The organism is Paraburkholderia sp. GAS448, assembly GCF_050435685.1.
Classification (GTDB): Bacteria; Pseudomonadota; Gammaproteobacteria; order Burkholderiales; family Burkholderiaceae; genus Paraburkholderia.
The window spans coordinates 52,866-65,862 of the sequence record NZ_JBNDKT010000018.1 but is presented as its reverse complement, the minus strand read 5'-3'; the positions used below and the strand labels follow the sequence as shown (position 1 = coordinate 65,862).

Sequence of the window (12,997 nt, the reverse complement as noted above, 5' to 3'; positions counted from 1 at the left end):
GTCGGGGACTCAATAAACGATCTCAATCGCGCTTCCCGCGAACTCGCCGCGCAATGCGTTCAGCAATTCGTCGGTCGGTTTTACGCGCCACTGGTCGCCGAGCCGCACCTCGCCTTCCGCATGTTCGCTGCGATAGATGATCTGCACCGCAAGACCATTCGGTATCTGCACGGGCGCACGCTGCCGGCCGCCATCGCCACCATAACCGCCATTGCCGCCGCGTCCTCCACCGCCGCGCGAAGGGGCCGGTGCGGGCGCAGCCTGCGCCGTCTCCTGCGGACCGGCGCAATGCGCCTCGAGCACGCGACGCAACGCCTGCGCATCGGCATTGCCGTTCATCTGCACCTTGACAGCCTGTGCGTAGCGACTGCGTGCGCGTTCGAGGTCCATGACCGTATCGACGGTGAAGCGGATCCCGCCCGTGAACGCGTCGTTACGCGCCTGCCCTTGCACGACGAGAAGCTCATCTTCCTTGAAGAGCTGCTTGTGGGCCTCGAACTGCTCGTTGAAAACGGTGACTTCGCACTGCCCTGTACCGTCGTCGAGCAACGCGATCAGCATCTTGCCGCGCTGGGTCATCTGCGTGCGCAGCGACGCGATCACGCCCGCAACCAGCTTGTCGCGCCCCTCCTTCAGTTCGCCGATCTTCTGGCGAACGAAGCGGCGCACTTCGCCCTTGTACGCGTCGAACAGATGCCCGGACAGGTAAAAACCAAGTGCGGCTTTCTCTTCCTGAAGCTTCTTCTTTTCCGGCCATGCCGGTTCATCGACGAGTTCGTGGCCTTGCGACGGCTCATCGCCCATGTCGAAGAGGCCCGCCTGCAACGCATTGGCGCTGGCCTGATCGGCTGCTTCCATCGCGAGCGAAACGGACGCAATCAATTGCGCGCGATTCTCGTGCAATTGATCAAACGCGCCCGCGCGAATCAGCGCCTCGATGGTCCGACGGTTCACAACCCGGCGATCGATGCGGTTGCAGAAGTCGAAGATGTCAATGAAGGGGCCCTCTTCGCGTGCGCGGAGAATTTCCTCGATCGCGTTCTGGCCACTGCCCTTGATCGCGCCGAGACCATAGCGGATCGTTTTCGATCGCTTGCCGTCGGCTTCGGCGACAGGCTCGAAGCGATATGCCGACTGGTTGACGTCCGGCGGCAACACTTTCATCCCGTTCGTGATGCAGTCTTCGAACAGGATCTTGACCTTGTCGGTGTCATCCATGGCGAGCGACATATTCGCTGCCATGAATTCAGCCGGATGATGCGCCTTCAGCCAGGCGGTAAAGTACGCGAGCAGCGCGTAGGCCGCGGCGTGCGACTTGTTGAAGCCGTAGCCCGCGAACTTCTCCATCAAGTCGAAGATTTCGTCGGCCTTTTCGGCGGTCAGGCCGTTCTTCGCCGCGCCTTCGCGAAACAACGCGCGGTGCTCGGCCATTTCCTCGGCCTTCTTCTTGCCCATCGCGCGGCGCAGCAGGTCGGCGCCACCGAGCGAGTATCCGCCGATGATCTGCGCCATCTGCATCACCTGCTCCTGATAGACCATGATGCCGTAGGTCTCTTTCAGGATGGGCTCGACGCGCGGATCCGGATAGTCCACCACTTCGCGGCCGTGCTTACGCGCGCAGAAGCTCGGAATCAGGTCCATCGGGCCCGGGCGGTACAGCGCCACGAGCGCGATGATGTCCTCGAAACGGTCAGGCTGCGCGTCCTTCAGCATGCCCTGCATGCCGCGGCTTTCCAGCTGGAACACGGCGACCGTATTCGCTTTCTTGAGAATCGAGAACGACGCGGGGTCGTCGAGCGGCACCTGGGCGAGCGACCAGTCTTTCTTCGACGGATCGAGGCGGCGAATATAACGCTCGGCCCAGTCGAGGATCGTCAGCGTGGTCAGGCCCAGAAAGTCGAACTTCACGAGGCCGACGGCTTCGACGTCGTCCTTGTCGTACTGGCTCACGACGCCGCTATCGTCGCCCTGCGTGTAGAGCGGGCAAAAATCGGTCAGCTTGCCGGGCGCGATCAACACGCCGCCCGCGTGCATGCCGACGTTACGCGTCAGCCCTTCGACACGCTGCGCGAGTTCGAGCAACTGATGGACTTCGTCTTCGTTGTCAAAGCGCTCCTGCAGAAGCGGCTCTTCCTTCATCGCGTCGGCAATGGTCACGTGCTTGCCGGGCTTGAACGGAATCAGCTTCGCGATGCCATCCGTGAACATGTAGCCCAGATCGAGCACACGACCGATGTCGCGCACCGCGGCCTTCGCCGCCATCGTGCCGAAGGTCGCGATCTGCGAAACGGCGTCCGCGCCGTACTTCTGCTTCACGTACTGAATGACGCGGTCGCGCCCTTCCTGACAGAAGTCGATATCGAAGTCGGGCATCGACACCCGCTCCGGATTCAGGAAACGTTCGAACAGCAGGTTGTAGCGCAGCGGATCGAGGTCGGTCACGCCGAGTGCGTAGGCGACGAGCGAACCCGCACCCGAGCCCCGGCCCGGCCCTACCGGCACGCCATTGTTCTTGGCCCAGTTGATAAAGTCCGCAACGATCAGGAAGTAGCCCGGAAAGCCCATCTTGATGATCGTGCCGCACTCGAATTCGAGCCGCTGGTAATACGTTTCGCGCTGCGCGTCGCGTTCGGCCTGGTCCGGATACAGCTGGTCGAGCCGCTTCTCCAGCCCTTCCTTCGACAGCTGCACGAGGTAGTCATCGAGCGACATGCCGTCGGGCGTCGGGAAGAGCGGCAGCTTCGGCTTGCCGAGTTCGAGCGTGAGGTTGCAGCGTTTGGCGATCTCGACCGTGTTGGCCAGCGCCGACGGAATGTCAGCAAAAAGCGCCGCCATCTGGTCCTGCGACTGGAAATACTGATCGGTCGTGAAACGCTTCTGGCGACGGGGATTCGCGAGAATATCCCCTTCTGAGATACACACTCGCGCTTCGTGCGCGGTAAAGTCGTCCGGCGTCATGAACTGCAGCGGATGCGTGGCGACGACCGGCAGTTTCAGCGCAGCGGCCAGCGCGACGGCCTGCTGGACGTAGGCTTCGCCACCCGGCTGCCCGCAACGCTGCAACTCGATATAGAAACCATTGGGAAACAGCGCGGCCCAGCGCTGCGCATTGCGCCTTGCGGCCTCTTCATTGCCGGCGGCCAGCGCCATGCCGACGTCGCCCTGTTGCGCACCAGAGAGCGCGAGCAGACCTTCGCCAAGACCCGCTTCGAGCCAGCCGATCTCGACTTCCGCACGGCCGCGATATTGATTCGTGAGCCACGCCTTCGTCAGTAGCTCGCACAGATTCAGGTAGCCGCGCCGGTCTTTGACCAGCAGCAAGAGCCGCGAAGGCTTGTCGCGATCATCGGGATTCGTGATCCAGACGTCGCAGCCGGCGATGGGTTTGACCCCTTTGCCGCGAGCTTCCTTGTAGAAACGGACGAGACCGAACGCGTTGCCGAGGTCGGTGAGTGCGAGCGCGCCCTGACCGTCTTTGGCGGCGGCCTTGACGATGTCGTCAAGGCGCACGATGCCATCGGCAATCGAGAATTCGGAGTGGACGCGAAGATGAACGAAGCGGGGATCTGACATGGGCGACATTGTAACTCCACCCTCCCGAAGATTTGCGCCGAAAGCAAAGCGTTAGCCATTCGGCCAGGAGCGTCTGCGCCGGTTGCCGCAATCGTATGCCAGCCGGCCGACTGCGGGGATATCGGCGGGATGAGGGATAATACGGCTTTGAACCATTCTGTCGTGGCCGCACCGCGCGCCAGCGCGCTGCCAGGGCGCGATTTCGCGCCGCCCGCCACCTCTTGCTGCTGGACCATCATGAGTATCGTCAACCTCGCCGCCTATCAATTCGCGACCCTCGAAGCCATCGTCGAGTGGCGCCCGCTCGTCACCGAACGCTGCCACGCGCTCGGCCTGCGCGGCACCATCCTGCTCGCGCCGGAGGGCATCAACCTGTTCGTCGCCGGCACCCCCGAAGCCGCGCGTGATTTCATCGATTACATTCGCCACGATCCGCTCTTCGAAGGAAAATTTGCGGGCCTTCAGTTCAAGGAAAGCTTCTCGGAAAAGCAGCCATTCCGTCGCATGCTCGTCAAGCTGAAGCGCGAGATCATCACGATGAAAAAGCCGGCCATCCGCCCGGAACTGGGCCGCGCTCCGTTCGTCGATGCACCGACGCTGAAAACATGGCTCGACCGCGGTCACGACGATGAAGGGCGCCCCGTCGTGATGCTCGATACGCGCAATGCGTTCGAGGTAGACGTCGGCACTTTCGAGCACGCGCTGGACTACCGGATCGCGAAGTTCAGCGAATTTCCCGAGGTCATCGAGCAAAACCGCTCGGATCTCGAGGGCAAGACGGTCGTCTCGTTCTGCACGGGCGGGATTCGTTGCGAGAAGGCGGCAATCCATATGAAGGAAGTCGGCATCGAGAACGTCTACCAGCTCGAAGGCGGCATCCTGAAGTATTTCGAGGAAGTGGGGGGCGCGCACTATCAAGGCGACTGCTTCGTGTTCGACTACCGGACCGCACTGAACCCGCAACTGGAGCCGACTTCGACAGTGCAATGTTTCGGCTGCCGCGCGGTGGTGGATGCAGAGGCGCAAAAGTCGCCGCTGTACACGCCGGGCAAGACCTGTCCTGAATGCCATCCGCAAAAGGACGGCGCATACGCCGCGTGATGGCAGCGCCCGGTTTCGAATCTGAACGGTCGCACGCGCAACCCGACATCGCGGCCGGCATAGCAGGCGCTCGCCAGACGCCTTGCCCATGACCGTGTCGACCTATCGCGGACGCTTCGCGCCGTCGCCTACCGGACCGCTGCATTTCGGCTCGCTCGTCAGCGCGCTCGCGAGCTGGCTGGATGCGCGCGCACATGGCGGCGCATGGCTGGTGCGCATCGAAGACATCGACGGGCCACGCACGGTCGCCGGCGCCGCCGAGGATATTCTCGCGACACTCGTGCGTTTCGGCATGAACCCCGACGAACCGCCGGTGTGGCAAAGCCGGCGCACCGACCCGTATCAGCGGGCGTTCGAACAACTCGAGGCCAACGGATTGATCTATCCGTGCGGCTGCACGCGCAAGGAAATCGCCGATTCACTGCTGCAGGCACACGAACGCAACACGACCCTCGCCTACCCAGGCACTTGTCGTGGCGGCCTGCATGGCAAACCTGCACGCGCGTGGCGTCTGCGGATTCCGGACGGCGACGCGGCCGTGATCACGTTCGAGGATGGCTGGCAGGGACAGCCGACACAGGATCTGGCCACGGAAGTCGGCGACTTCGTACTGAAGCGCGCGGATGGCCAATGGGCCTACCAGCTGGCGGTGGTGGTCGATGATGCGGATGCGGGCATTACGCACGTTGTGCGCGGCGCGGACCTGCTCGATTCGACCGCGCGGCAGATCTATCTGCAGCGTTGCCTCGATGTGCCGACGCCGTCATATCTGCACGTCCCGGTGGTCACGAACGATGCAGGCGAAAAACTCAGCAAGCAGACTGGAGCAACCGCGCTCGATCACTCAGCGCCGTTAAGGACGCTTCACGCCGCGGCCGCGCATCTGGAACTTGACCTGGGCTCAAGCATCAGCGGATCGCTGGACGCTTTTTACGCGGCCGCCACGATGGCATGGTCCCGGCGCATGGCGCAGATCGAAAATCGCGGGCACCAGTAGCCCATTGGGCCGCGATGGCGGCGAACGGAAGATAAACGTGCGCCGCTGCCAGGCCCCCTCTCAGGCAGCAAGCCGGAGAGAGGCGAACACAGCAGCGAAGACGATCAGGAAGAGGTAGGCGTCTTGCGCGGCATACCGAAGCCGCCGAGCAGCGCGGCAAGCGGTTGCCTCGGAGCCGGTTTCTGCGGAGCGGCGGCCGCTTCGTCTTCCTGCTTCTTCGAGGAAAGCGACGGCTCGTAAGGCTTGAGGAAGAAATCGTCGACAGGCGGCTGCGCGTGACGATGATGATGCGGCCGATCGAACGACGACCCACCCGTCGGGCGACGACGCCCCGGACGCTCATCGCGCTCACGCCGGCCAGCGCGTTCTTCGTGGTGATGACGCACCGGCACATCGACAGTCAGACGCTGCACATCGAGCGGACGCTTGATCAGCTTCTCGATGTCGGCAAGCTGCTTGCGCTCGTTCGGGCTGCACAGCGAGAGTGCATCACCCGACGCGCCTGCGCGGCCCGTCCGGCCGATCCGGTGCACATAGTCTTCCGCGCTAAACGGCAGATCGAAGTTGATCACCGCGGGCAGTTCCACGATATCCAGACCGCGCGCCGCCACATCGGTCGCGACCAGTGCCTCGATCTCGCCGCGCTTGAACGCGTCGAGCGCCTGCATCCGCTCGTTCTGCGTCCGGTCGCCATGAATGGCCGTGGCCACCACGCCGTCGCGCTCGAGCTGCCGCGCAAGACGGCTCGCGCCGATCTTGCTGTTGCAGAACACGATTACCTGCTTGAGGCTGCGCTCGCGGATCAGTTGCACGACCGCGCCGGTCTTGTCCCCTTCCGCGACCTCGTAGACGATCTGCGTGACGTTCGTCGCGGTCGAATTGCTGCGCGCGACTTCGATCGTCTGCGGATTGCGCAGATAGGTCGCCGCCAGTTTCTTGATTTCGCCGGAGAACGTCGCCGAGAAAAGCAGCGTCTGACGCTCCTTCGGCAGCAGGTTCAGGATGCGCTGCAGGTCCGGCAGGAAGCCCATGTCGAGCATCCGGTCGGCTTCGTCGAGCACGAGAATCTGCACCTGGCCGAGATTCGCCGTCTTTTGCTGCACGTGGTCGAGCAGGCGCCCCGGCGTCGCGATCAGGATTTCCACGCCGCGCCGCAATTCGGCGGACTGCGGATTCATGTCGACACCGCCAAATACCACCGCGCTACGCAGCGGCGTGTGCTTCGCGTACGCCTGCACGTTTGCGGCGACCTGGTCGGCGAGTTCGCGCGTGGGCGTGAGGATCAGCGCGCGCACCGGGTGTCGCGCGGGCGAGGCGCTCGTGCTGGCCTGCGGCAACAGCCGCTGGATGATCGGCAGCGAAAAACTGGCGGTCTTGCCGGTGCCGGTCTGGGCGGCGCCCATGACGTCGCGGCCGGCGAGGACGACGGGGATGGCCTGGGCCTGGATCGGCGTCGGCGTCGTGTAGCCCGAGTCCGTGACAGCCCTCAGAATGTCGGCGGAAAGGCCGAACTGGTCGAAGGTCGGTGTATCGGTGCTGGGCGTGACGGCTGTGTCGGACATGGTGGCTTTCGCTAAAAATGCGCCTGCGCGGTACGCGTGGCAGCGGACAAGGCCGCGGAGGGCATCAGGATGAAGGCGGAGCCACGGCGTGCCGCACGGGACCCGAATGAACTATGGGAAAGAATGCAGCCGGCTCCGGCCGACGGAAACATCCGCCGGAAAGGGCGGTATTGTAGCACTTCAGCAAAAACGCTCATGGCGCACGCATCCGCTTTCTGCTCCAGCCCCGCGCGACCGGCTTTCCGGTCGCGCGGCGGATTTGGCCCCAGGCAGCGTACGACATGTAGACGACATTCGCGTGACGGCGCTTCCAGCCGCGCTTCCAGCCGCTAAAAGCAGCATGGAAACGGGCTGCGCAGCCACCCTGCACCCCCGTCACCAGGTTTCGCGCATCACCATCAGCCGAAGTTCAGTCATATCCTCGATCGCGTAGCGGATACCTTCGCGGCCCAGCCCGGAGTCCTTCACGCCGCCGTACGGCATGTTGTCGACACGGAACGACGGCACATCGTTTATCACCACGCCGCCCACTTCCAGTTCGTCCCACGCCTGATGCGCATGCGCCAGCGAATCCGTAAAGATGCCTGCCTGCAGGCCGAAGTCGCTGTCGTTGACGGTCGCGAGCGCGCTCCTGAAATCGTCGAACTTCTCGAGGATCGCCACCGGCCCGAACGCTTCCTTCCGATACAGGTCGGTGTCGCGCCCGACGTTCTCCAGCAGCGTCGCCTCGAACATCGCGCCGTCCACCTTGCCGCCCGCGACGATCTTCGCGCCCGCCTCGACCGCGGTTTCCATCCAGCCGGCGAGCCGGTTCGATTCCGATTCGGAGATCATCGGACCGACAAAGGTCGCCTCGTCCTTCGGGTCGCCCATTTTCAGCGACTTTGTTTTTGCGATCAGCCTGTCGCGCAGCGCGTCATAGAGGCTCGAGTGGATCAGGATCCGCTGCACGCCAATGCAGCTCTGCCCCGACTGATAGAACGCGCCGAACGCGAGGCGGTCAACGACGTAGTCGAGCTTGTTTTGCTGGTCGCCGTCGACGATCGCCGCCGCGTTGCCGCCTAGTTCCAGAATGACCTTTTTCTTGCCGGCCTTTTTCTTCAGGTCCCAGCCGACCGCGGGCGAGCCGGTGAATGAAAGCAGCTTGAAGCGCTCGTCGGTGGTGAACAGATCGGCGCCGTCGCGGTGTGCAGGCAGGATCGAGAACGCGCCCTTCGGCAGGTCCGTTTCCGCGAGAATCTCGCCGATGATCAGCGCGCCGACCGGCGTGCGGCTGGCGGGCTTCAGCACGAACGGCACCCCCGCTGCAAGACCCGGCGCCACCTTGTGTGCAGCCAGATTGAGCGGAAAGTTGAACGGCGAGATGAACGAGCACGGCCCGATCGGCACGCGCTTTACATAACCGTGGTAGCCCTTCGCCCGCGCGGAAATCTCCAGGTTGACGATCTCACCGTCGATGCGCACCGACTCTTCCGCCGCCACCTTGAATGTATCGATCAGCCGCGTGACTTCGCCGCGCGAATCGTTGATCGGTTTGCCGGCCTCGATGCACAGCGCCATCGCCAGTTCGTCGTAGCGTTCGCGAAAACGCTTCACGCAATGTTCGAGCACGGCCTGGCGCTTGAAAGGCGGATAGTCGCGCAGGGCCGGCAGCGCGTCGACGGCCGCGCCGATCGCGCGGTCGATGGCCTTCGCGTCGGCAAGCGCGACGCGCGTCGCCACTTCGCCGCTGAATTTATCGGTGACTTCGAGATCGGTGTTTGCCGCAACCGGCTCGTTGGCGAGGTAGTACGGGTAAGAATTCCTCAGCATGACACGTTCTCCTTGAAGCGCAGCGACAGGTGCGACCTGCACGCTCGCCGCGCGATCTGAACAGAACCGCTGCGACCTCAGAGCTGGGCGCTCAACCGTTTGATCTCCCGGTTCAGAACCCGCTCGTTGTCCGAGTAATCGATCGGCAGATCGATCACGTGCACACCCGGCGTCGCGAAGCACTCGCGCAACAGCGGCGCGAATTCCGCCGCCGACGTGATCCGGTGGCCTTGCGCGCCATAGCTCTTCGCGTAGTCGACGAAATCCGGGTTGCGCAAGGTCATCCCGTAGTCGGGGAAGTTCATGTTTTCCTGCTTCCAGCGGATCATGCCGAACGCGTCGTCGCGCAGTATCAGCACGACCAGATCGAGTTTGAGACGCACCGCCGTCTCCAGTTCCTGCGAATTCATCATGAAGCCGCCGTCGCCGCATACGGCCATCACCTTGCGGTCCGGATGCACGATCTTCGTCGCGATCGCTGACGGCAGCCCCGCGCCCATTGAAGCAAGCGCGTTGTCGAGCAGCAGCGAATTCGGTTCGTGCGCGCGGTAATAGCGCGCGAACCAGATCTTGTACATGCCGTTGTCGAGACAGACGATGCCGTCGACGGGCGTCGTCTCGTACACGTCGTTGACGATGCGCACGGGATACATCGGGAAGCGGTCGTCGAGTTGCCCTTTCACGAGATGCGCTTCGAAATGCGCCTTGATCTCCTTGAAACGCGTGAAGTCCCAGTGCTCCTGGCGCGCCTTCAGGCTTTCCTTCAGTTGCCACACCGCGTTCGCGATATCGCCGACCACTTCGATCTGCGGGAAGTAAACCGTATCCACTTCCGCGCCGAGGAAATTCACGTGGATCACGGTCTTCTCGCCTGCGTCGGCGCTGCGCATGAAGAACGGCGGCTTCTCGATCACGTCGTGGCCGACATTGATGATGCAATCGGCGTGCTCGATCGCGCGATGCACGAAGTCGCCATCGGAAAGCGTCGCGTTGCCGAGCCACATCGGATGCGATTCGTCGATCACGCCCTTGCCCATCTGCGTCGTGAAGAAGGGAATGCCGATCTGGTCGACAAATTCGCGCAGCATGCGCGTCGTCGTTTTGCGGTTACCGCCCGCACCGATCATCAGAAGCGGATGCTTCGCCTTCGTGATCGCGTCGACCGCGCGCGCAACCGCCTTTTCTTCGGCGACCGGACGCCGGCTGTAGCTTTTCGGAATCGGCTTGCCGTCGCCCTCTTCGTGCGCGACGTCTTCGGGCAGTTCGAGGTGCGTCGCGCCAGGCCGCTCTTCCTCGGCCTGGCGGAACGCTTCGCGCACCGACGCCGGAATGTTGGCAATCGACACGATCTGTCGCGTGTACTTCGTGAGCGGCTCCATCATCCGCACGACGTCGACGATCTGGAAGTGCCCCTGCTTGCTCGACTTGATCGGCTTCTGGCCGGTCACCATCAGCATCGGCATGCCGCCGAGCTGCGAATACGCGGCGGCGGTGACGAAGTTGGTGGCGCCCGGGCCAAGCGTCGCCAGACAGACGCCGGTGCGTCCTGTGAGGCGCCCATACGTGGCCGCCATAAAACCGGCCGCCTGTTCGTGACGCGTCAGGATCAGCCTGACTTTCGAGCGGCGCAGCGATTCGAGGAGATCGAGATTTTCTTCGCCGGGAATGCCGAACACATATTCGACACCTTCTGCTTCCAGCGACTTGACGAACAGATCCGAAGCTTTCATTGAGAGTGCTCCTGTCGGTTCGAGCGCCTTACCAGAGCCTGAAACGCCCGTCAGTAAAGGCTCTGCGGCTACTCGTGTGCCTTGTGGATGCTACACACCGGCTACAATAACACCCTATGGCTTCCGCCACTTGTTCGCGGCTGCGTCCCGTGACTGTGACATCCTTGAGCCTGTCTCCGCTGCCCTCATGGGCCACACAGGCGGCTCGATCCATCGGCGGTACGGTGGCGCGTACCCACTGGCCCCACTATGGCGTGCGCGGTGCAAAGGCGGCGCTTTCCCAGCGGGTGTGAGCCCCGCGCGGCAACCGCTTCGGCCGGAAGCAACCTATAAGGAGCAATCGTGGACGTAACGCAGCGGTTGAAGCCTTCAGTGAAGCGTGTCACGAAATACGGTGACCGCGCGAGTGTGCAGGCCGCCACGTGAGTGAACGCCGGGCAAGCCACGAAAAAATTGCGCGCAGTCCGACCTGACTGCCATATCGGGGAAGGTTGATACGGCTGGGTGAATGAGCAGGCAGGACGCCCAGTCGCTGCAGCCCCTTATCGCGCGAGCCGCTTAGCCCGATCGGCCATTGCTGAAGTCGTGTACCGATGCTGACATGCCTGCTCATTGCAGTAGACATTTCGTTCTTTGAGTGCAATGACGAACTACCGCCGGTCTCGGAGAATGTGTTGTTTCGATCTCTTGCTGCGCGTCGCCCCAGTTTGCACTCTAGAGTTGCTCCAGGATCGGGTCGCAACTGGGGATGGTGAAGAACACGTCCAGAGCCTGCGCCGCCAGATTCGTGGAGCCAGCCAACTTCTCGAACTCCGCGATTTGCTTTTGATAGGTCAGCCGAGTCGGTTGTGGTAGTTTGTCGAGACGCTTACGAGCGTAAGGGATCCAGGGGGCGGGCTCACTCTCCCACAGCGGACCGACAATATTCTGGTTGCGATAGAAGATGATCCTGGTCGCATGAAGCTTCTTGTAGACGTGCCAGGTACGAAACAGGTAGCGCAACTCGCTAGTCGTGATCGGCTTCCCTTTGCGATCGTCATTGAAGGCCGACAACCTGAATTCCTCAGACTGGGCGATACTTGCGGATGTGATCTGGTCGAGGACGTAGTGCAGACACGGGGCACCGTTCAATTTCGCTTTATTGCTGCCCACGAAGTCGCGGGGACTTTTGAGCAGAAAGTAGTCGATTCCGTATTTGCACGCCCGGCGGATCGCAAGGAAAAACCTCAGATCCCCCAGTTCCTTCTCGGTCAATTCACCGAACTGAGTCTGGGTGAGCCCGGCTCGCCCCCCGGCCAGCGACCGATAGGATGCGGCCCCGATTTTCCTCACGGCTGAACGCGTTTTCTCTAGACTTGCGAGATATTCGCTTCCTCGCGGAAGTTGACTCAGTTGGACAGTGAACTGCGGATCGTCCAGTTTGCTAAAGACCAGATCCGAGATGGGCTTGTTGTAGTAGTTGATCTTGGTCGTTTCGGTCTTTACAACGGCCGGCTCGGATGCCGTGGTTTTCCTGCTCATGTGCGTGGACTTTGGTTCGCCAATGTTCGCTTTCGTGAGCGGATCCCTTGCATAAACGGCCTCGCCGTGAAGCGGATCCCTCCAGTTTTGTTGCAACCACCATTCAACGTAAGTGTTCAGGTATTGGTCACGCGGCAACGCGAGGCCGTAGACCACATCGTTACGCTCAGGTTCGTAGTTATCCAGGAAGTCGGACATGAGTGCTCCTTGCTTGAGTTGCATCACGTTGGCAATTCAACCAGAAAGTGCCGTGATCAATGCGTTCTGAATGGACGGCACACCAGTGATCGTTGACTGCGCGCCGCAGGAGAGATAGTGGCCCATCCTCACGTAGTCGGCGAAATGGGGTGCGGGACTCAACAACTGGTCGATTACCTTCGAGTCCTTGCCCTCAAAAGCGCGTCTGCCGGTTCCTGACCAATCTCGTCAATCTTTTTCATCTTGATACTCCACGGAATAGCAACAACGAAAACGCCAGCGGTGTCGGACCGTCATTCGGCTTTGATGCTCGCCTCGGATGCGTGGCCGACGGACACTCGTTCGCGAGCAACGATGCGCCGCCGTGTGAGCAAACCATCGTGCCGAAACCAACGCGAGTTGCCGTCCGGTAGGCTTGGTTTCTGCTTTGAAACTAGCGGAGCAAACGCGGCTTGATCCCCCAAAAGCGCCTTCTTTTCCGGAGCGTGAAGCCCTGTCGATCG

At 62.2% G+C, this 12,997-nt stretch carries 7 protein-coding genes; 2 read left to right on the top strand and 5 right to left on the bottom strand.

Features of this window, described 5'->3' with window-relative positions; translation table 11 throughout:
• Positions 1 to 9: 9 nt before the first annotated feature.
• Positions 10 to 3,582, bottom strand: a complete 3,573-nt coding sequence (gene dnaE, locus P3T23_RS28215; RefSeq protein ID WP_429319384.1) for a DNA polymerase III subunit alpha — start codon at positions 3,580 to 3,582, stop codon at positions 10 to 12.
• Positions 3,583 to 3,810: 228 nt separating this feature from the next.
• Here dnaE and P3T23_RS28210 point away from each other — a divergent pair, with 228 nt between their 5' ends.
• Both P3T23_RS28210 and gluQRS read left to right on the top strand, forming a co-directional pair.
• Complete coding sequence (locus P3T23_RS28210) at positions 3,811 to 4,674, top strand: sulfurtransferase (RefSeq protein WP_429319383.1); 864 nt, start codon at positions 3,811 to 3,813, stop codon at positions 4,672 to 4,674.
• Between the two features lie 88 nt (positions 4,675 to 4,762).
• The gene (gene gluQRS, locus P3T23_RS28205; RefSeq protein WP_429319382.1) at positions 4,763 to 5,671 is read left to right on the top strand and encodes a tRNA glutamyl-Q(34) synthetase GluQRS; all 909 of its coding nucleotides are present in this window, start codon (positions 4,763 to 4,765) and stop codon (positions 5,669 to 5,671) included.
• A gap of 104 nt (positions 5,672 to 5,775) precedes the next feature.
• On the opposite strand, the gene P3T23_RS28200 is transcribed toward gluQRS, so the two are convergent.
• The 4 genes from P3T23_RS28200 to P3T23_RS28185 form a co-directional block, all read right to left on the bottom strand.
• The gene (locus P3T23_RS28200; protein ID WP_429319381.1) at positions 5,776 to 7,233 is read right to left on the bottom strand and encodes a DEAD/DEAH box helicase; all 1,458 of its coding nucleotides are present in this window, start codon (positions 7,231 to 7,233) and stop codon (positions 5,776 to 5,778) included.
• A gap of 375 nt (positions 7,234 to 7,608) precedes the next feature.
• Positions 7,609 to 9,045, bottom strand: coding sequence for an aldehyde dehydrogenase family protein (locus P3T23_RS28195; protein ID WP_429319380.1), 1,437 nt, complete (start codon positions 9,043 to 9,045; stop codon positions 7,609 to 7,611).
• A 77-nt stretch (positions 9,046 to 9,122) separates the two neighbouring features.
• Positions 9,123 to 10,775, bottom strand: a complete 1,653-nt coding sequence (locus tag P3T23_RS28190; RefSeq protein ID WP_429319379.1) for an acetolactate synthase large subunit — start codon at positions 10,773 to 10,775, stop codon at positions 9,123 to 9,125.
• A 714-nt stretch (positions 10,776 to 11,489) separates the two neighbouring features.
• Positions 11,490 to 12,494 (bottom strand): hypothetical protein, encoded by a 1,005-nt coding sequence (locus P3T23_RS28185; protein ID WP_429319378.1) that lies wholly within the window; start codon positions 12,492 to 12,494, stop codon positions 11,490 to 11,492.
• Between the last annotated feature and the right edge of the window lie 503 nt (positions 12,495 to 12,997).